The sequence below is a fragment of the Streptomyces sp. GbtcB7 genome (genome assembly GCF_019091445.1).
GTDB classification, from domain to species: Bacteria; Actinomycetota; Actinomycetes; order Streptomycetales; family Streptomycetaceae; genus Streptomyces; species Streptomyces mirabilis.
The window spans coordinates 119,384-139,163 of sequence record NZ_JAGXJM010000033.1 but is presented as its reverse complement, the minus strand read 5'-3'; the positions used below and the strand labels follow the sequence as shown (position 1 = coordinate 139,163).

General features: G+C 69.2%; 15 protein-coding genes and 2 pseudogenes. 8 read left to right on the top strand and 9 right to left on the bottom strand.

The window, feature by feature from the left end; all coding sequences use genetic code 11:
• Positions 1–92 precede the first annotated feature (92 nt).
• Positions 93–560 (bottom strand): nuclear transport factor 2 family protein, encoded by a 468-nt coding sequence (locus KVT44_RS41125; protein WP_308314246.1) that lies wholly within the window; start codon positions 558–560, stop codon positions 93–95.
• Complete coding sequence (locus tag KVT44_RS41120) at positions 536–1,390, bottom strand: NmrA family NAD(P)-binding protein (RefSeq protein WP_217572972.1); 855 nt, start codon at positions 1,388–1,390, stop codon at positions 536–538. The genes KVT44_RS41125 and KVT44_RS41120 overlap by 25 nt, the downstream gene beginning before the upstream one ends.
• 111 nt (positions 1,391–1,501) lie before the next feature.
• Here KVT44_RS41120 and KVT44_RS41115 point away from each other — a divergent pair, with 111 nt between their 5' ends.
• Positions 1,502–2,440: an AraC family transcriptional regulator gene (locus tag KVT44_RS41115; RefSeq protein ID WP_217572970.1), complete on the top strand. Its 939-nt coding sequence runs from the start codon at positions 1,502–1,504 to the stop codon at positions 2,438–2,440.
• A gap of 185 nt (positions 2,441–2,625) precedes the next feature.
• Here the strand turns inward: KVT44_RS41115 and KVT44_RS41110 are convergent, their stop codons facing one another.
• From KVT44_RS41110 to KVT44_RS41100, 3 genes are all read right to left on the bottom strand, one after another.
• Positions 2,626–3,243, bottom strand: a complete 618-nt coding sequence (locus KVT44_RS41110) for a TOPRIM nucleotidyl transferase/hydrolase domain-containing protein (protein ID WP_217572968.1) — start codon at positions 3,241–3,243, stop codon at positions 2,626–2,628.
• A 428-nt stretch (positions 3,244–3,671) separates the two neighbouring features.
• Positions 3,672–4,691, bottom strand: a complete 1,020-nt coding sequence (locus KVT44_RS41105) for a GlxA family transcriptional regulator (RefSeq protein ID WP_217572966.1) — start codon at positions 4,689–4,691, stop codon at positions 3,672–3,674.
• Positions 4,692–5,440: 749 nt separating this feature from the next.
• On the bottom strand, positions 5,441–7,648 hold the full coding sequence (locus tag KVT44_RS41100) for an MMPL family transporter (RefSeq protein WP_217572964.1): 2,208 nt from the start codon (positions 7,646–7,648) through the stop codon (positions 5,441–5,443).
• A 227-nt stretch (positions 7,649–7,875) separates the two neighbouring features.
• Between KVT44_RS41100 and KVT44_RS41095 the strand changes: the two genes are divergently transcribed.
• Entirely contained in the window at positions 7,876–8,151 is a 276-nt protein-coding gene (locus KVT44_RS41095) for an FAD-dependent oxidoreductase (protein ID WP_229889518.1), read from the top strand.
• A gap of 302 nt (positions 8,152–8,453) precedes the next feature.
• Here KVT44_RS41095 and KVT44_RS41090 read toward each other — a convergent pair whose 3' ends face one another.
• Positions 8,454–9,077: a TetR/AcrR family transcriptional regulator gene (locus tag KVT44_RS41090; RefSeq protein ID WP_217572961.1), complete on the bottom strand. Its 624-nt coding sequence runs from the start codon at positions 9,075–9,077 to the stop codon at positions 8,454–8,456.
• 199 nt (positions 9,078–9,276) lie between these two features.
• Here KVT44_RS41090 and KVT44_RS41085 point away from each other — a divergent pair, with 199 nt between their 5' ends.
• Genes KVT44_RS41085 through KVT44_RS41075 form a run of 3 tightly spaced genes read left to right on the top strand, consistent with a single transcriptional unit; the run spans position 9,277 to position 12,907 of the window.
• Positions 9,277–10,623 carry an NAD(P)/FAD-dependent oxidoreductase gene (locus KVT44_RS41085; protein WP_190173962.1) on the top strand — a complete coding sequence of 449 codons (1,347 nt, stop codon included), beginning with the start codon at positions 9,277–9,279 and terminating at the stop codon, positions 10,621–10,623.
• The gene (locus KVT44_RS41080) at positions 10,620–11,498 is read left to right on the top strand and encodes an SDR family NAD(P)-dependent oxidoreductase (RefSeq protein ID WP_099918444.1); all 879 of its coding nucleotides are present in this window, start codon (positions 10,620–10,622) and stop codon (positions 11,496–11,498) included. The genes KVT44_RS41085 and KVT44_RS41080 overlap by 4 nt, the downstream gene beginning before the upstream one ends.
• Positions 11,495–12,907 carry an aldehyde dehydrogenase family protein gene (locus KVT44_RS41075; protein WP_217572959.1) on the top strand — a complete coding sequence of 471 codons (1,413 nt, stop codon included), beginning with the start codon at positions 11,495–11,497 and terminating at the stop codon, positions 12,905–12,907. Before KVT44_RS41080 ends, KVT44_RS41075 begins: the two co-directional genes overlap by 4 nt.
• An 8-nt stretch (positions 12,908–12,915) precedes the next feature.
• On the opposite strand, the gene KVT44_RS41070 is transcribed toward KVT44_RS41075, so the two are convergent.
• Positions 12,916–13,989, bottom strand: a complete 1,074-nt coding sequence (locus tag KVT44_RS41070) for an AraC family transcriptional regulator (protein ID WP_217572957.1) — start codon at positions 13,987–13,989, stop codon at positions 12,916–12,918.
• 194 nt (positions 13,990–14,183) lie between these two features.
• Between KVT44_RS41070 and KVT44_RS41065 the strand changes: the two genes are divergently transcribed.
• Both KVT44_RS41065 and KVT44_RS41060 read left to right on the top strand, forming a co-directional pair.
• Positions 14,184–15,404 (top strand): MFS transporter, encoded by a 1,221-nt coding sequence (locus tag KVT44_RS41065; protein ID WP_217572955.1) that lies wholly within the window; start codon positions 14,184–14,186, stop codon positions 15,402–15,404.
• 632 nt (positions 15,405–16,036) lie between these two features.
• Positions 16,037–16,462 (top strand): GyrI-like domain-containing protein, encoded by a 426-nt coding sequence (locus KVT44_RS41060; protein WP_190173958.1) that lies wholly within the window; start codon positions 16,037–16,039, stop codon positions 16,460–16,462.
• A gap of 57 nt (positions 16,463–16,519) precedes the next feature.
• Here KVT44_RS41060 and KVT44_RS41055 read toward each other — a convergent pair whose 3' ends face one another.
• The gene (locus KVT44_RS41055; protein ID WP_143687680.1) at positions 16,520–16,816 is read right to left on the bottom strand and encodes a hypothetical protein; all 297 of its coding nucleotides are present in this window, start codon (positions 16,814–16,816) and stop codon (positions 16,520–16,522) included.
• A gap of 358 nt (positions 16,817–17,174) precedes the next feature.
• Positions 17,175–18,096, bottom strand: a pseudogene (locus KVT44_RS41050) (MBL fold metallo-hydrolase).
• A gap of 551 nt (positions 18,097–18,647) precedes the next feature.
• Between KVT44_RS41050 and KVT44_RS41045 the strand changes: the two are divergent.
• Positions 18,648–19,724, top strand: a pseudogene (locus tag KVT44_RS41045) (right-handed parallel beta-helix repeat-containing protein); the annotation flags it as partial.
• Positions 19,725–19,780 lie beyond the last annotated feature (56 nt).

Here is a 19,780-nt window from a genome sequence, read left to right as displayed (position 1 = left end):
ATTCCTCGCCGGCCTCGACCTCATCCTCACCGGAATCACCACACACCAAAACCCCACCGACCCGACACCGCCGTAACCTACAACCTGTTCGGCTAGCGATCCTTCGTCGGCCATCCGATGGCGCGGAAGACAGCGACGGGGTCCAGGTAGTCCCGCCAATGCGTCACCCTGCGGTCCTTGACGGTGATCACGGAGACGAAGTGGTTGTCGTAGGCACGCCCGGTGCGGACTGCCCGTCCGTGCACCGCGTACTCCAGCACGACCACGGACGTCTGGGGATCCCGGTGGACAGCGAGCCCGTCCGCGCTGTGCAGGACCATGCCTTCGCCGTAGCCGCGGTACAGGTGGGCAACCGCGCGGCGTCCCTGAACCCGGCGCGGGTAGCCGGGTACGGAGATCACGTACTCGAAGACCACGTCCTCGGCCAGGAAGTCGAAGAAGTGCTCACCGTCGACGAGGCCCGCCAGCCCCTCTCGGATGATCCGGAAGAACGGATCCAGCGCTGCGAAGTCGGTGATGTCGTCGATGAACATGGTCACCCCGCCATCGGAGAGGCCCACGCGTGGACGCTGCGCCGGGCGAAGTCGTGGAAGGTGGCCGCGGGCCGGCCGGTGACCTTCTCGATGTCGTCGTTGGGCGTGGAACCGTTGCCGGAGATGACGCTGCCGGTCAGCCAGCGAAGCATCACGGCGTAGTCGGCAGGGACGAGTCCGGCAGCGACCGCGCCGTCGATCCATACGTCGGGGTCGATGTCGTGGTGCCTGACAGGTCGGCCGGTCACGGCGGCGATGGTGTCGGCGACTTCGTCGACGGTGAGGGCCTGCGGGCCGGTGGGCGCGTACTGCGCGCCGGCGTGGGCGTCGGGGGCGAGCAGCGTCTCGACGGCGACCGCGGCGATGTCGGCCGCGTCGACGAAGGCTTCCCTGCCGCCGCCGGCGGGGACCGTGATCACCCCGTCGACGACCGGTACGTGGGTGTCGCTGAAGTTCTGCATTACCCATGCGGGGCGCAGGATGGAGTGGGTGATGGCAGTGCGGGCGGTGAGGTCGGCCTCGACGGCCCTGATGTCGACCTCCGGTGGCGCCTGGTCGGCGCGGTAGGTGCTGAGATAGGTGACATGGCGTACCCCGGAGGCTTCGGCGAGGTCGAGGAAGGCGGCCACCTGGTCGGCGTAGGCGACCCGCAGAACGGGTGTCACGAGGTAGAGGCGGTCGACTCCGGCGAGGGCTGCGGCGTGGGTGGTCGGGTCGTCCCAGTCGAAGAACACGTCGGCGCCGTGGCGCGCCGCGCTGCGGGCGCTCAGCCCCCGCTGGGCGAGCGTCTTCGCCACGAGCGAGCCGGTCCGGCCGGTGCCGCCGAGGACGAGTGCGGTCTGCGGTGATCCAGTCATGGATCAATCGTGAGAGTGCGCCACGAGTGAATCAATGCGCGCATGACTCGTTCTTTTACGTCAGACGCTCAGGCCTTTGTCCCATGTGGTTGTCTCGCTGATACTGAGTGCGTGGACGTACTGCACGATCGCCTTGCGCGGGCACGCGCCTCCGGCGCAGTCTTCGCCCGGACGGTGGCCGAGCCGCCGTGGGGGCTGCGGCTGGCCGGATCGATCCAGCTGGCCGTGCACACCGTCGTCCGGGGGAGGGGATGGCTGTGGCTGGACGACCCCGGCAGCGCGGTGGAACTCGTGCCGGGGGAGGTGACGCTCGTCCGCGGTGGCCCCGATCACCACATCGGGCACGAGCCGGGCGCCGAGTGCCTCGAACCGGAGGACTTCCGGGCCCGGCACGCCTACGACGGGAGTTCCGAGGACCCGCGGGCGACGGTCTTCCTCTGCGGCGCCTACCGGTTCTCGGGCGACATCGGCAGCGGGCTGCTGGAGGCACTGCCGCAGGTGCTGACCCTGTCGGCGGCGGTCGGCGATCCGCTGCGAGAGGTGATCGCGCTGCTGTCGCACGAGCTGACCGCCTCCGAGCCCGGCCAGCCCACCGTGCTGGACCGGCTCCTCGATGTTCTTCTCGTGCTCGCCATCCGTAACGATTTCCGCCGCAGCTCGACCGCACCCCGTTGGTACCAGGCATCCGCGGATCCCCGGCTGAACGCCGCGCTGCAGGCCATCCACGAGAACGCCGGCCATCCCTGGTCGGTCCCCGAACTCGCCGCGATCAGCGGCCTGTCGCGCGCGGCTTTCGCACGGACCTTCCGCGACGCCCTCGGCCAGACTCCCATGCAGTACCTGACCGACTGGCGGATGGCTCTCGCCCGCGACCACCTGCGCACCGGCGAACTCGGCATGACACGTATCGCCCGCGCTGTCGGCTACAGCTCGCCCTACGCGTTCGCGGCGGCCTTCCGGCGACACCACGGCGAGCCGCCCGGGACGTGGCGGCAACGGGAGTCACTCCGCACGCAGGCAGGCTCCGGGAACGATCCCCACACCCACTGACACCCGCCCGCCTGTCCCTGCATGGCACCCGCCCGACTCTCCCCGCACCAGAACCAAGGCCCCGTTGGGCAAACTGCCGAGACGGAGTTCTCATATGGGCGTTGGCAGCGCCAGTTGGCCACCTCGGACGGACGGCGGGACCGAGCGCCCGAAGTCGTCGCCGTGACCGCGCTTGCGCGCGTCGGTCACAGACTCGTGAAGAGGTCGTCGAGCGGGGCCGGTACCTGTCCGGGGTCGAGGTTCTCGACCAGGAGATGCCCGTAGCGGATCTTGCGGCCCTTCTTCGTGCCGAGGAAGCGCCGCAACTGCTGCTGCCGGGGCCGACCGTGGTGTGCGGGCTGGTGCAGGAAGGTCTGCCAGGCCCGCAGGTCGCCCTCGGCCCGGATGATCTCCTCGACGCGCGCCGTGCCCAGCGCGCGGATGAGTTCGTCCTCCAGGTCCGCCACGCACACGAAGAAGCCCCGGTGCGGCGCCCGGGCCCGCTTCAGGCCGCGGTCGTAGAAGCGCTGCTCGCGCTCGTCGCACAGTCCCCTCAGGTGCAGGCCAAGACCGGGTGGCCCGAGAAGACCGGCGTAGTGGCCGACACTCATCGCTCCGCCCATCGATACGACGCACACCCCTTCGGCGGCCAGGTCCCGGCCACGCTGTGTGGCCAGCGCTTCGACGGCCGCGAGGTCACTCGGTCCTTCCAGCAGCACCGCCGTCCGCAGCCCCAGTTGCACAACCAGATCACTCGCCGGTCTGCCGGGACCGCCGGCCGCCCAGCGACTGACCGCGTCCCGGAATGCGCTCATGTCCGCCATGAAGCGAGTCTGCACTTCCACCGACCGGCACGGCACGGGAATATTCGACGGCCCCGCTCGACATGCCCGGAATTCTCGTCACCTGGGCCTGGTGATCCACCCCATCGCTTGCGGCACTGAGCCGGCGGCACCGAGCCGGCGGAGGCTCGGGGTGCCGACGTCGCCTGAGCCGGATGCTGAAGCAGGCGTCGGCGGCGGGGGGAACTCGGCGCTGCGGACGGGACGCTGGATTCCCGCGGGTGGCCACGCCGCATCGTCGCCATGATGCTCAGTCCGTCGTGTCGGGGCTGTGGGGGTTCTCGGGGCTGTCGGGTCGAGGATGCGAGGTCTGGCCTTTGCTGCCGGTTCGGTGGGCCACGTCCGCTGATCCGGCTTCAGGGAGCTGCCAGTTCGCCGTCATCGGCTGGTTGTGCCATGTCGTGCCTTGGCTACGGGGACACCGCTGCGGGTGCTGGATCCTTCGTGCCCACGCCGGTCGTACGGAAGCTGGTCCGGAATGCACCAGGTGTCACACCCAGGTGTCGCACAAACGCTCTGCGGAGCGACTCGGGTGAGCCGAACCCGGTGCGCCGTGCCACTACCGGCAGGGAGTCGTCACCCGTCTCCAGCAGCGCCTGGGCGGCTTCCAGTCTGACCTGCTCGACGTAGCGGCCTGGAGTGGTTCCCACCTCTTCGTCGAAGAGCCGGGTCACGTGCCGGACGCTGACGCCTGCTCTGCGGGCCATGGCCGTGAGGGTGTGGTTGGCCCCGGGGTTCTCGGCGACGGTGTCCAGGACCCGGCGGAGCATCTCCTGGCGGGTGTGCGGCGCCCGGGAGCGGACGCTGAACTGGGACTGGCCGCCCGGCCGTTGCATGAAGACGACCATGTCCTTGGCGACCGACCGGGCGACCTCCGCACCGTAGTGGTCTTCGACCAGCGCCAGGGACAGGTCGATACCGGCGCTGACACCTGCCGAAGTCATCATCTGCCCGTCCCGTACGAAGATGGCGTCCGGCTGGACCCGCACGGACGGGAAACGAGAGGCCAGTTGCCGTGAATGCCGCCAGTGCGTCGCGGCGCGGCGGCCGTTGAGAAGTCCGGCTGCGGCCAGCAGGAACGCTCCTGTGCACACCGATGCCGTGCAGCGGCTCTTCTCGTTCAGTTGCCGGACCGTATCCAGAAGAGTGTCGTCCTTGATCAGCGTCTCCCATTCCGGGCCGCCCGGGATCACCAATACGTCGCTCGGTTCTTGTACGTCGTCGGCGGACAGGTCGGCGCTGAGGCGGATCCCGGCGGAGGTGATGACCTCCGCCCCGTCCTCGGACGCGATCTGCACCCGATAACGCCCGCCGAACTCGTTCGCCGTCGTGAACACCTCGATGGGGCCGGTCACATCGAGCAGCCGCACGCCCGGAAAGACAAGCACGGTCACGATGAGCGGATCCGTTGCCGGGCGCTTGTGGTTCATCGGATGCCTCCGGGCTGTGCGCGGTGTGGACACTGGATCGGCAGGGTGTTGGCGATGGCGTGCCCGTCGGCATGCCGCCGCGTTGCCTCGGGAGCGGGGAGAGAGCCCGGCAAACGGCCCAGGCGGCCAGGTAGTTGACCCCGATTTCCTGGTGCGCACAGTCGAATGTCTCCTGCGGAACGCGGCAGCGAGTGTCCTGACAGGTGCCGCAGGCTGCAGGCTTCCGGTTCAAGGGCCGTAACCGACCCTCGTCCGCCCAGTCGTCTGATTTCCCTGTGCTCATCATGTGCCGGTGCCCCGTGCCGAAGCCACGACCGGTCTGCTACCTGCTGGGAGGCACAGCCTCTCAGTCCGCCTTCCGCGGCGGCTGATGACGTTCCTGGAAGAGACACACCGAAGAGGAGTGCTCCGTCAGGTCGACGCGGTCTGCCAGTTCCGCCACACACGACTTCTGGAATGTCTCGCGAGCCGGCCGCACGGACAAACAACCAGCGGCGACCATGACCACCGGCGTGACCCCCACGCGGTGCGTAGTGTCACCCAGCAGACCCTGGCCGACGCCCGGGCCCCCTTCGAGGCAGGCGGCTGCGCCGTGGCCCGTGTCCACGACGCTGAGGCACTGCTGAACGATCCGCATCTCGTGGCCCGCGGTACCTTCCCGGTGGTCGGTGATCCGGACCTGGGACCGATCCGGATCCCGGCACCCGGGCGCGGCGATGTGGTCGGCGCCGCGAACCCGTCGGAAGTGCTCAAGAGACGGGCTGGGGTTCCTTGTGGTCCGCCGGTGCGGCCTTCTGCAGGCTGGTGCCTTCGATGTCGAAGTCGGGCAGGATCCGGTCCAGCCAGGCCGGCAGCCACCAGGCGCCCCGCCCGGCGAGGGCGAGCACCGCAGGTACGAGCGTCATACGGACGGCGAAGGCGTCGATGGCCACGCCGACGGCCAGGGCGAAGGCGATGGGTTTGATCAGGGAGTCGTCCAGGGGGAAGAACCCGGCGAAGACGGTGAACATGATCAGTGCGGCCGCGGTGACGACTCGTACGCTGTGTCGCGCGCCATCGACGACCGAGTGGCGAGCCCGGCCGGTGTGGGCCCACTCCTCGCGCATCCCGGACACGAGGAACACCTCGTAGTCCATGGCGAGTCCGAACAGCACACCGATCAGGATGATCGGCAGGAAGCTGACGACGGGGCCGCTGTGGGGGACACCGAGGACGTCGACCAGCCAGCCCCACTGGAAGACGGCGACGACCAGCCCGAGTGAGGCGCCCACCGAGAGCAGGAAGCCGACGGCGGCCTTGACGGGGATGACCAGCGAGCGGAAGACGATCATCAGCAGGATCAGGCTCAGGCCGACGATGATGGCTACGAAGGGCAGGAGCGACTCGCTGAGCCGGTTGGAGACGTCGATGTTGACCGCGGTGGTGCCGGTGACCGCGATGGTGGCGCCGGTGGTCTCACGGATGTCGGCGCCCGCCTCGCGGATGTCGCGGACGAGTTGCCCGGTCAGGACGCTGTCCGGGCCGGACGCGGGGAGGACGGTGATGACGCTCTGCGCCGGGTCGTTCGTGGGCTGGGGCGACAGGACGGCCTTGACGCTCTTGAGGGTCCGCAGCTTCTGGGCCACTAGGGCGCCGGCACGTGAACTCGCCGCACTTGTACCGTTCTTGGTCTCGGCCAGCACGAGGAGCGGGCCGTTCAAACCGTCGCCGAACTTGTCGCTGATTGTGTCGTAGGCCTTGCGCTCGCTGGAGGCGTGCGGGGCGGAGCCGTTGTCGGGCAGGGCCAGGCGCAGGTCCGTGGCGGGTAGGGCCAGGGTCACCAGGATGCCCGCGACGGCCAGTACCGTCAGCATCGGTTTCGCGATGACCCACTTCGTCCAGCGGGCGCCCATGGCGGCGTGACCGGTGCCTCCCTCGGTGTCCGCAGCCCGCTTCGTGGCGCGGCTGCCGTGCTTGGGGGTGAGCCGGGAGCCGGCGAATCCCGCGATGGCGGGGACGAGGGTGATCGCGGCCAGCACGGCGATGAGTACGGCCCCGGCGGCCCCGAGCCCCATCGTGGTCAGGAACGGTATGCCGATGACGCTCAGGGCGGCGAGCGCGATGATCACGGTGGTGCCGGCGAAGACCACGGCGCCTCCGGCTGTGCCGGTAGCCAGCCCCATGGACTCCTTCGGGTCGGTTCCGCGGGCCAGTTGCTGACGGTGGCGCGACAGGATGAACAGGATGTAGTCGATGCCGACGGCCAGGCCCAGCATGAGGGCGAGCGTGACGGCCGTCGAGGAGATGCTGACTGCGGGCGCGAGAGCGAGCAGCCCGGTGAGACCGACTGCCACACCGATCAGCGCGGGCAGCAGTGCCATGCCGGCGGCCAGCAGCGAACCGAATGTGACGACGAGGACGAGCAGGGCCACGGCCACGCCGATGATCTCCGACGGGCCGACGTGGACGCCTTTGCTGCTGTAGACGGAACCGCCGACCGAGGTCTTCAGCCCGTCCTGCTCGGCCGCTTTCGCCGCGTTCTCGATCACGTCGACGGATGAGGTGTGGACCTGCGCGTTCTGCACCGGGTACTGGACCTGGACGATCGCCGTTGTCCGGTCGGCCGAGACGGCACCGGAGGCGCTGGGGTCGACGACCTCACCGACCTGGGGAGCTTTCTTGGCTTCCGCCACGGTCCGAGCGATGGCCGCGGCGTACGGGGCCTCGGTGACCTGGTGGCCCCTGGGGGCGGTGAAGACGATCTGGGCGCTCGCGCCCGAGGCTTCCGGGAGGGTCTTGCTCAGGCTGTCCAGAGCACGCTGCGACTCGGTGCCGGGCACCGAGAAGCGGTCGTCGAGCTTGCCGCCGAAGATGCTGACACATGTGATGAGCGCGGCCACGACGAAGAGCCATATGCCCAGGACCAGCTTTCGGCGGTGGTAGGCGCTGTGGCCCAACCGGTGGAGCAGGACGGCCATTCGAACTCCCTAGGACGGTGGAGATCCCGCACACCCGAGCGCACGACATGGGCGGGGGAGAGAGAAGCGGAATGAGGCAGGCCGGACTCCGGCCACGTGACGGCCTGATGTCGACGGGCGCCTTGGTCGATGACTCGACTTTATCACCTGCTCAAGTCGAGTGACCGAGTCACTCGACTGAGGCTTGGGTCACTCTCGCCGTAAGTCCGCTGTGAGCCAGGGGGGACATGGCCGGTACGCACGGCACGCAAGCCGCGAACGGGCGCCGGGGTGGAGAGGGCGGCGTCGTCGTGATCGGCGCCGGGTCGGCCGGGCTCACCGCGGCGCGAAAGCTCGTCGCGGCAGGCAGGTCCGTGACCGTCCTGGAGAGCCGCGACCGGATGGGCAGGCCTGCTCGGCCACGACCTTGGCAACGGCCAAGTCACCCGGATCGGCGGGCAGTTGATCGCCCCACCTGGGACCGCGTCCCGGTGCAGGCTGAGGAAGTCGGCGTGGCGACGTGACAGTTCCTCGTGCCCGGGGGGCGGGTCCACGTGCGTGGTCGTAAGGCCAGGCGGTTCGACGAGCGCACGCCCCGGCGACGCTATCGGTCATCAACATCTTCCCGACGTCCGCGTACGGCGGTGCGGCGTCAGCGGCGGCAGCGGCGGCAGGTGAGCGCCGCGGCGCGGCACCGCTTCGGCAAACACGCCGCCATCGAACTCATGCGCAACCTCGAGTTCCAGCCGGTCCGGAGCGTGGACGGCGGGGCAGGTGGCCCAATAGTGGAGGAGTAGGGCAACGACCGTGCATGCGCCCGCCGTTGTCAGTTCGCCGGTACGGACACCAGCTCCAGCCGACCGCCGGCCATGGCCACCACGGCGGACACGAAGGCCTGGAGGCAGGTGTGCTCGGCCTCCTCGTCGGGGTGCGAGAGGTGTTGCAGCGTGAGCCCGTCGAACCCGGCGAGGAAGAACCGAGCGATCGTCTCCGCGGGCTGGGCCAGCTGCTGTCCGGTGCGCTCGGCCGCCTCGGTCACCAGCCGCGCCGTCACCTCGGTCACCCTTCGGTAGTGGCTTTCGAGGGCCTCGCTCAGGGCGGGGGTGCGGAGCGCGAACATGGTCAGTTCGGTCAGGAGCTGATGGCTGGCGGGCTGCTCACGCACCGTGCGCCACAGGGCGGCGGCCAGCGTGCCGGCCGTCTCCTCGAATCCGGCGTCGGCCGGCGCGGCCCGTTCGACCTGTGCGATCAGATCCTGCGTGAGCTGCTCCATCACGGCTAGGTACAGCCCTTCCTTGGTGCCGAAGGTGTAGTGCACCGTGGCCTGGGCCACCCCCAGCTCGGCGGCGATGGCGCGAGTGCTTCCGGCCGCGACTCCTTCCCGCGTCATGAAGTCGATGGCCGCTTTGATCAGCTGAGGGCGGCGCTCGGCCGCGGGAACGTGAGCCATGACCGCATCATATCGACTTAGTCCCATGAACAAGTCGTCCGAACAGGTCGGCCTCCGACCAGGCGCACACGGATGCCGTGATGGCGCGGCCGCTGAGGTCCGGTCCGTGGCCGCACGGGTCAGTTCACGCTGAACGGCGGGTGAATACGTTTCCTCCCACACCCGTTCCGTGAAGCGGGATGAATGAGGAGGCAGGCTCGTGAACGAAAGCCAGTTTGATACGTGTGTGATCGGGGCGGGACCTGCCGGGCTGGCGGTCGCCAGAGCTCTGGCGGAGCGGAATCTGCCGTACACGCATCTTGAGCGGCACAGCGGGCCCGGCGGTATCTGGGACATCGACAATCCCGGCAGCCCGATGTACGAGTCGGCCCATTTCATCTCCAGCAGGACCCTGTCGGGTTTCGGCGGCTTTCCGATGCCCGACCACTTCGCGGACTACCCGCCGCACCGCCAGATTCTGTCGTACCTGCGGTCCTTCGCCGACGCGTACGGGCTGATGGACCGTATCGAGTTCGGCGTCGAGGTCGCAGGCGTCGAGAAGAACGCGGACGGCACCTGGACGGTCACCAGGGCCGACGGGCGGGAAAGCGTGCACGGGCAGGTCGTGGTGTGTACGGGCGCCCAGTGGCACCCCAACATCCCCGAATTGCCAGGGGAGTTCAGCGGGGAGGTCCGGCACACCGCCGGCTATCGCAGCGTGGAGGAGCTACGGGGCAAGCGGGTCCTGGTGGTGGGCGCGGGGAACTCCGGCTGTGACATCGCGTGCGATGCGGCCCGGGCCGCGGACCACGCGGTGATCAGCATGCGACGAGGGTACTGGTTTATCCCCAAGCACCTGTTCGGCCGGCCGGTGGACACCATCGCCAACAGCGGGCCGCACCTGCCGATGTGGCTGGCGCAGCGGGTCTTCGGTGCCCTCCTGCGGATCATCAACGGCGATCCGACGCGGCTCGGACTGCAGAAGCCGGACCACAAGTTGTTCGAGACCCACCCGGCCATCAACTCGATGCTGATCCACCACCTCCAGCACGGCGACATCGCCGCCAGGCCAGGGATCGCCCGCACCGAGGGCAGGACCGTGCGTTTCACCGACGGCACGAGCGACGACTTCGATCTCATCCTGCTGGCCACGGGCTACGTCCACAAAGTGCCGGTCGCGCAGAAGTACTTCGGTGACGAGCAACACCCGGACCTGTACCTGTCGTCGTTCTCGCGTGAGCACCAGGGCCTGTTCGGCATCGGCTTCATCGAGACCAACTCCGGTGCGTACCAGCTCTTCGACACCCAGGCGCAGCTGATCGCCGGGTACGTGCACGACGCGCGGCACCGGCTGCCGAACGCGGAGCGATTCGCCCGCATGATCCGCGCCGACCACCCGGATCTGTCCGGCGGCCTGAAGTTCGTCGCCTCGCCCCGCCACACCGGCTATGTCGACAGCGGGGCATTCGTGAAGTACCTGGGCAAGGTCGCGGGCGAGATGGGCTGGCGTACCGAGGGCCAGCCGCCGCCGGCACGCTCCCTGCGATGTGCGGAGGCGGCGGCATGAGCGGCTTCGACTTCTCCGACAAGGTCATGCTGGTCACCGGCGGTGCGGGCGGCATCGGCAGTGCGCTGTGCCGCCGCTTCGCCTCCGGCGGCGCCCACTGCGTCGTCGTCGACATCGACGGGACCCGGGCCAAGAAGGTCGCCACTGACCTGCCCGGCGCCGGGCACACGGGCATCGGCTGCGATCTGATGGACCGCGCTCAGGTGGGGCGGTTGTTCGAGCTGGTCGCCGATGTCTACGGCCGTCTCGACGTGCTCATCAACAACGTGGGCATGACCAGCGCGGAACGCTTCGACGTCCGCAGCGTCGAGAGCATCGAGCGGGAGATCACTCTCAACCTGACCTCCCCGCTGGTCGCGACCAGGATCGCGATTCCCCTGCTGAAGGCCTCCCGGGACGCTCGGGTGGTCACCACCGTCTCCCTCGGCGGGATCTTCCCGCTGGGCGAGACCCCGATCTACACGGCCTCGAAGTTCGGGCTGCGCGGCGCGATGCTGGCGATCGGACTCGACCTGCGGAGCAAGGGCATCCTGGCCGGCTCGGTGCTGCCCTCGGCGACGGACACGCGGATGCTCCGCCAGGAAGCCGTGGACGGCGGCAACTCCATGCAGTTCCAGGACCGGCCCCAGCAGCCCGCCGACGTCGTCGCGGCGGTGGTGAGCCTGCTGGACAAGCCCCGCCTGGAGGCCTATCCCCGGACCGGTGAGTCCCGTCTGGTGCGGTTCGCGATGCTCGTACCGAACCTGCTGCCCAAGATCTTCCCGCTGTTCCGCAAGCGCGGTGATCGCGGCATGGCCCGCTATCTGGAGGAACTCCGCCGACGCGGACTGGCCCGGCAGACCGACGGGCGCTGGGAATTGACGGAGGAAGCATGACCACGTACGAGGCGCTGCCCGTCGTCAACCCCGCCACCGGGGAGCCGATCACCACCCTGCCCGCCGCGAGCGCCGACGACGTCGCCCAGGCCGCCGAGCGGGCCCGGTCGGTCTTCGACGCCGGGGTGTGGTCGCGGCTGCCGATCCGCAAGCGCGCGGCGGTGCTACTGCGGCTCGCCGACCTCATGGAACGCGACGCCGAGATCCTCGCCCGGCTGGACAGCGAGGACGCGGGCAAGCCGATCACCGAGTGCCGTACGGGCGACGTACCGGGCGCGATCGAGTCGATCCGCTGGTTCGCCGAGGCGGCCGACAAGGTCTTCGGCCGTCTCGCGCCCAGCGGGCCCGAAGGCCTGGGCCTCATGAGCCGCGAGCCGGTCGGGGTCGTCGCGGCGATACTGCCGTGGAACTACCCGCTCGCCATGGCCGCCTGGAAGGTCGGACCCGCCCTGGCCGCGGGCAACTGTCTGCTGGTCAAGCCCGCCGAGGCGACCCCGCGCTCGGCCCTGCACCTGGCTGCACTCGCCGCCGAGGCCGGCCTGCCCGACGGAGTGCTCACCGTGCTGCCCGGATACGGTTTCGAAGCCGGCGCGGCCCTCGCCCGCGACCCCCTCGTGGGGGCCCTCTCCTTCACCGGATCCACCGCGACCGGTCGCCGCATCCTCAAGGACGCCGCCGAGAGCAACTTCAAGCGCGTATCACTGGAGATGGGCGGCAAGAGCCCTCAGGTGCTCATGCCCGACGCGCTCGACTACGGGGGCGAGCTGATCGGCAACATGATCGAGGCCGCGTTCTTGACGATGGGACAGAACTGCACGGCCGGCTCCCGTGTCCTGGTCCACCACAACATCGCAGAGGAGGTCCTGGAGCGGTTCACAGCCGCGGCCAAGGAGCTCGTCATCGGTGATCCGGCCGACCCGCGCACGCAGATGGGGCCGCTCATCAACCGCGCCGCCTTCGACCGGGTCGCGGCAGCCGTGGAGGCCGCCCGGGCCGGCAAAGCCCAGATCCACACCGGGGGACTGCCCCACGAGCTGCCTCCGCGCGGCGCCTACTACCCGCCCACCGTGATCACCCGCGCCCCCGACGGCAGTGACGTCCTCACCAAGGAGCTGTTCGGCCCTGTCGTCACCGTCCAGACCTTCACCACGGAGGACGAGGCGGTACGTATGGCCAACGCCACCGAGTACGGGCTCGCCGCATCCGTATGGACCCGCGACCTCGACAGCGCATGTCGGCTGGCACGCGGCATCGAGGCTGGTGTGATCTCCGTGAACGCCTACAGCGAGGGCGACATCACCACCCCGTTCGGCGGCTGGAAGCAGTCCGGATTCGGTGGCGTGGAGAAGTCCACCAATGCCTTCGAGCAGTGGACCCGGGAGAAGACGGTCTGGATCCGCACCCGTTGACCTCCGGCTCAGAGGCGATCCGTACGCATCTGCTCGCGCAGGTGGACCGGGGAGGTGCCGTGCCAGCGGCGTACCGCGCGGCGCAGCGCGCGTTCGTCGGAGAATCCCGCCCGGCGTGCGATGTCGCGCAGCGTCAGTTCCGGGCGGAGCAGCAGCTGTTCGACGCGTTCCCGGCGTACTCCCTCGACGAGTGCCTCGTACGTCGTGCCGCAGTCGGCCAGTCGGCGACGGAGCGTCCGCTCGCTCGTCGTGTGCCGCCGTGCCTGCTCGGCGAACGAGGGGACCACCGGGAGGCTCTGGGCGACGGAGATCTCCAGAACCTCCAGCAGGTCCTGCTGGTCGCGGCGTGAGGACATCTGCGCGTCGAGCATCTCCAGAGTCGACGCGTAGGTCACCGGATCCCGGCCGGGCATCCGGGCACGGGCCCACGCGGGGGCGATGACCATGCGGTTGGCCGGGGCGCCGAAGCGGACCGGACAGCCGAACAGGGCACTGAACAGGTCGCTCTGGCGCGGCGGCGGACAGGCGAACTCCACCACTCTCGGCGCGAAGGACGGGCCGACCGCCAGCCGGGACAGGGTGACCACGGAGGCGAGCCCCTCCTCGATCAAGAAGATGGCGACGGCTGGGTCCATGGCCGGATCGGGGAGGTCGGCACGCAGCACGAAGGCCTCGTCTTCGTCGCCGATACCGGCCGACCACACCACCATCGCCCCGGACAGGTTCTGGTACTTCACTCCCGTCTCGATGGCGTGCCGCAGTGTGTCGTCGGCCATCAGGGCGAAGCCGAGCAGGCCCCATGCGGTCAGGTGTTGTGCCGCTCCCACCTCCATCCCCAGATGCTCGTCCCCGGTGAGCTCCAGCGCACGACGAATTGCCGTGCTGCCCTGCCGGTACGACACCCGCAGCGCGGCGGAGCGCATGACCGTCTCGTCCAGCCCGACCTGCACCAGCAGGGGCCGCAGATCGATGCCGCGCTCGTCGGCGACCGTGACGAGATAGCGCAGGATGTTCGGCTGGATCGTCGCCGATGTGCTGCGGCTGGTCCCCGGAGGGTTCGCGGGGCCGGGGGCATGGGACATCGCACTCACCTTCTCCTGGGCGACCACTGTAGGCAGCCGGACATCACTGGCCGCACCCACTGGCCCCCGAAGTCCCCTGTACGGCCCCCGGCGTCCTGCGCTCGCGTTCCGCGCCTGACTACCTTTTCCGCAACCTGGCCGCATTGACCGGCCGGCCAACCCGTGCACACAGGAAACAAAGGAACAACAACATCATGTCCTTTGACGCATCGCCCCGGGCGGGCTTCGGGCATCCAGTCTCCAAGGTCGGCGCCCGAAAGGTCGTCACGATCGCGTTCGCCGCGCAGGGCCTCTCCGTCGCCGCCGTATACACGACTGTTCCCGCCGTCACCGAGCGCCTGGGACTGGCTCCACTCCTGACGACCACATTGATGATCGCGGTGGCGCTGACGGCAGGGGGCGGCAGCTTCCTGGGGCTGGCCGCGATTCGCCGTGCCGGTACGGTGGCCACGATGCGCGGGGCCATGCTGGCGGCGGCCGCCGCGCTGACGCTGATCGGCTGGGCTCCTGGACAGGCTGCCGTCATCTGCGCGTACATCCTCTTCGGGCTCGCTGTCGGTGCCCTCGATGTCGCAGTCAACACCCGGGCCGCGGCGGTCGAACGCGCCCACGGCCGCAGTGTTTTCGGCTCCTTCTACACGGCATGGAGCGCGGGCGGCGTGGTCGCGGCACTGCTCACCGCCGGGGTGGCTCGGCTGGAGTGGCCCGTGGCCGGCGGCCTGGCTTTGCAGGCAGGCATCGTCCTGTTGCTCGCCACCTGTATGCGCACACACGCCCTCCTCGCCCCCGACGGGCCCTCGGATGCTGTCGCGCAGCCGTCGCTCGGGCGCAGTCTGTGGGTCCGGCTCATTCCGTTCGGCCTGGTTCTCCTGGTCGTCTACGTGGTTGAATCCACCGTTTCGGCCTGGTCGGCTGTCTACCTTCGGCAGACGCTCGCCGCCTCCCTCACGGTCGCGCCGCTGGCGTACGCGGCCTACCAGACCGGCACGGTCATCGGCCGAGCCGCTGCCGATCGGCTCGTACAGAAGCTCGGAGCGGTCGCCGTCGTCCGCACCAACGTCCTGCTGGCCGCGGGCGCCCTGGCAGCTCTGGCCGCCGCGCCGAACTGGCCGTTCGCTGTTCTCGCGGCCGGGGCGGTGGGCCTGGGGGCGTCCGTCCTGGCTCCGCTGTGCCTGGCCTCCGCCGCACGGCTGAGTCCCACAGCCTCGGAGGTGGTCCTGGCTCGCCTGAACCTCTTCAACTACGTCGGAGTCGTCACCGGCGGCGCCCTCAGCGGACTCCTCGGCTCCACCGGCCACTTCCGCCTCGCCTACGCGGTACCGGCCGCCCTTGCGCTCCTTCCCCTGGCAGCCGCCCGCCATTTCACCCTGCCTTCGGGCTCGGCCCGTTTGGAGAACCTCCCCCAAAGGCTGTGAGGGGCCGATGCGGGCGCCGCCCAGTGACCACCCGAGGACGTCCGCCTGCGCCAGGCTGAGGGCCTCGATGAACTCGATGGCGCCCTGGGCGAGTTCCTTCGGGGAGTCGCGCGGCTCGCCGGTGGTGTGGCCGATGCCGACGTTGTCGAAGACGATCACGTCGTGGTCGGCGGCGAGGCGGTCCAGGAACTCCGGGTCCCCGCCAGTCGAAGGTGGCGCGGAAGCGGTGCAGCAGGACCAGCGGGGTGCCGTCCTGGGGGCCCGACCGCCGGTAGGTGAAGGTCGCGGAGGGACCCTCCACGATGAGGTCCTCGGCCTCGTCGGCCAGATACGTGCTCAAGTTGTCCTTCTCTCTGGTGGGTGTACTCGGGACTCGCGCGGGTCTGACCGGGGTTCTCGCGGGTTGGGCGCGAGTGTCAGCCGGCGAGTTTGTTGGCCTTGCGGATCAGCTGGTCGAGGGCCCGGGCGGGAACGATGGGGCGCGCTGTGCTGACGCGTCGGGCGGTCGGGCGGGCGGCTCGGCATGGCGCTGTCGCTGTAGAGGATTTGCCAGATCCTTGTGTCAGGCGGCACTCGTGTTGCCGTGGACAGTGTGGGGTCAACTGTCGGTGCTGAGTGCTTGTATTCGTGCCATGACGTCATCGGTATTTCCCGCTCTGCCGGATCGCATTGAGCGGCCGGATGTCACTGTCATGCAGCAGGCCACCGTCGATGAGCTGACCCATATTCAGGAGCTTTGGCCGTCGTTCGAGCAACTGGTCGGGCTGCGCGGACGCAAGATGTACGCGCAGATCGACGAACGCCAGAACACGTACACGGTCTGCACGCCGGTCAAGGAGCACGACAGCCCGGACCGCCTGGGCCTGCAGCTGGGCACCTTGGCAGGAGGCTGGTACCTGCGCGGCCGCCTTGTCGGCGACCCTCCCCAGATCTATGGGCGAATCGCCGATGGGATGGCCGAGCTGCAGGCAACGCTGCCGGCCGACGACGCTCGGCCACTGGTCGAGTTCTACCGCCGCCACGACCAGATTGAGCTGTGGCTGCCGATCCGGTCGTGACACCGGCTCAGCGGTACAGCAGGCGAACCGAGAGAAGCAGCCCGTCACACCCACCGGTCAGCCGGTGGTTGGATCGCGCCGCACGAATCTTCGCAGCGGTGGGAGGGCGGCCGGCTGGCCGCGGCGGACAACAACGGCCTCGGCGTGCATCGCGGAGCTGCCTTCGCCGCCCTGGCCGGGGTGGTCTCGTGCACGCCGGGCGTCGGGACTGTTTCCGGAACCCGCGCTGCCGCGCTGCTGACCGGCAGGGAGCGGGTACCGGGCCGGCCGCACGGGGTCGGCGTCCTCTCGGGCGGCGGCGAGGCCGAGCTTCGGTGATCTGGAGGTCGACTCGGCGGGCGGAGACTCGCCCATAACCCGACTGTCGGGAGAAGCAGGCGCCCCCAAGCCGGTGGAGGACCGGCCGGACATCGGGTTCCGCCTGTACACAGCTCCCTCGGCTCGTCACCGAACTCCGTCACCACCTGGACGGGATGGTCCGTGCGGCGCTTCGACAGCGTCTGCGTGGCCGTGGCGTCGGCCAGTGGCGGGCAGTGACGTGTTGACCGGACTTGAGAGCGACACGGCGAAGGCGTGTGCATCTCCTGCCTGGTCCAGCCGCTGCTCATTGCATAGTTGCTGCCCGACACCTCGTACGTCACGGACGGTCGCCTGCGCGCCGGTGGCCGGCCTGCGCTCCGCGCGGTCGACCGCGGCCGGACCGGCCAGAGCGTCAGTGCGGGACGGTCTGCGGGGCGGCGGGGACGGGCGTAAGCCGGTAGGCGCCCTCATGGGTGATCACGCGGCCGGCGGTGGGTGGCGCGAAGTGGGTGCCGAGGACCAGGGTGTCCGTGTCGGCCAGAGAGCCGAGCAGCTTGCGTCGCGAGGCCTCGGACTGCTCGGGGTCGATGTCGACGCACGAGCCGATGGCGGGGTGGGCGAGCTGGACCGGGTGGTGGATGCAGTCGCCGGTGATCAGTGCCGTCTCACCCTGGCTGGTGAGCTCGACGGCGATGTGGCCGGGAGTGTGGCCGGGCGTGGGCAGCAGGCGCAGGCCCGGGGCGATCTCGACCCCCTCGGCCGGGACGTCGACAAGGTCGAGCAATCCCGCCTCCTCGACCGGGATGACGGAGTTGCGGAACATCTGCTTGCGCGCCTCCTCCATGTCGTATGTAGCCCAGAACTGCCGCTCGATGCGGGAGGTGAGGTAGCGGGTGTGGGGGAAGGTGGGGACCCACTCGTCTTTCACTTGCTGCGTGTTCCAGCCGACGTGGTCGGCGTGCAGGTGGGTGAGGATCACCAGGTCGACGGAGTCTGGGGGGAGCCGGCGGCGGTGAGGTGCTCGAGGAAGTCGGTCTGCAGGTTGTGCCAGGCGGGGTGCGCTCCTTGCCGTCGCCGATGCCGGTGTCGACCAGGACGCGCAGCCCGCCCACGACGAATGCGAAGCTGTGGCTGTCGATGTGCAGGATGCCCTGGTGGTTGGCGAAGTCGGGGCGCAGCCAGTCCTGTTGCTTGACAACGTCCGGGGTGGCGTCCGGCAGCAGCCAGGGGCCGGTCGCGGGCGGCAGGAGGACCTCGTCAATGCGTTGGACGGTGACGTCGCCCACGGTCCAGGAGGGGATGGCGGTGGTCTCGTCGGCCGGTGAAGCGTTCATGGTCCGTCGTTTCCTTTGTTCTTCAGCGGTGTTCAGCGGAGGGGTTCGTCTGCGGTGTGAAGTGCCTTGTGCCGTGACGGGGTGAGTGCTGCCACCGCCGCGACGGTGAGGAGGACGGTGGTCATGGCGTAGGTGTGGGCTGCTGTCCGTAGTCCGAAGTGCTGGGTGGGGGCGCCAGCGGCGATTGTGGGCAGGCTGCCGTTCGGGAGGCGCCGGGGGAGGCGGGCGTGGTCGTGGAGCCGCTCTCATTCCTTCAGGTCTGGGCTCCACAGGGACCCTGCGCGCCTGGCCGGCCCATCCCGATGCACCGACGACTGTTCGCAAGCATGAATAAGAATCACGTACCCATCTATTGACGCGTTCATAGCAAGCGCTTACGTTCCCCTTCGAAGAGATAGGAAAGCGCTTTCTCTTGCACGGCACCCCTGGTCATGGACGAACCTGGAGGCAGAACGATGCAAGTGAGACCCGTCATCGCGTGTGTAAGCCTGCTGGCCGGCGCGCTTGTCGCGCTGTCCGGCACCCCGGCCCAGGCCGCGAGCACCACCCAGTACGTGTCGCCGAGCGGCACCGACAGCGCGGCCGGCACGCAGTCCGCCCCGACGACGCTCACCACGGCGATCAGCCGCATCGCATCCGGCGGCACCATCTACCTGCGCGGCGGGACGTACGACTACTCGTCGACGATCACGATCCCGGCGGGCAACAACGGCACCTCGAGCGCCCGCACCACCCTGTCCGCCTACCCGGGCGAGACCCCGGTGCTGAACTTCTCGGCGCAGAGCGAGAGCTCGTCGAACCGCGGGCTCCAGCTGAACGCCAACTACTGGCGTCTGTACGGCATCACTGTCCAACGCGCCGGCGACAACGGCATCTACGTCGGCGGCAGCAACAACGTCATCGAGCGGACGGTGACCGCGTACAACCGCGACACGGGACTGCAGTTGGGCCGGATCTCCTCCAGCACCCCCAGCAGCCAGTGGCCGTCGAACAACCTGATCGTGAGCTCGGAGTCGCACGACAACGCCGACTCCGACGGCGAGGACGCCGACGGCTTCGCCGCGAAGCTCACCACCGGCACCGGGAACGTCTTCCGTTACGACGTCTCCCACAACAACATCGACGACGGCTGGGACCTGTACACGAAGACCGACACCGGCGCGATCGGCCCGGTGACCATCGAGTACTCCCTGTCCTACAAGAACGGGACTCTGAGCGACGGCACCGTGAACTCGAACGGCGACCGCAACGGCTACAAGCTCGGCGGCGACGACATCGCGGTCAACCACGTGGTGCAGCACGACATCGCCTATGGCAACGGTCACCACGGATTCACGTACAACAGCAACCCGGGCAAGATGACGATCTCGAACAACGCGAGCGTCGACAACGCCCAACGCAATTTCTCCTTCGACGCGGGCACTTCGGTCTTCCGGACCAACACCTCGTGCCGCTTCAGCGTCAGCGGCTCCAACGACAAGACCGTCGGAGACGCCGACAGCTCGAACCAGTTCTGGACCGGCACGAACGGCTCCCGCTGCTCCTCCTACAGCGGCACCCTGGGCTGGTCCTTCGCTTCGGACGGGCACCTCGCTGTGACCTTCGGCGGCAAGATCGTGACGCCGTAACCACGACCGAGGCGGGGGCTGGGCGCTCGCGTTCCGTAGATGCGCGAACGACGCGT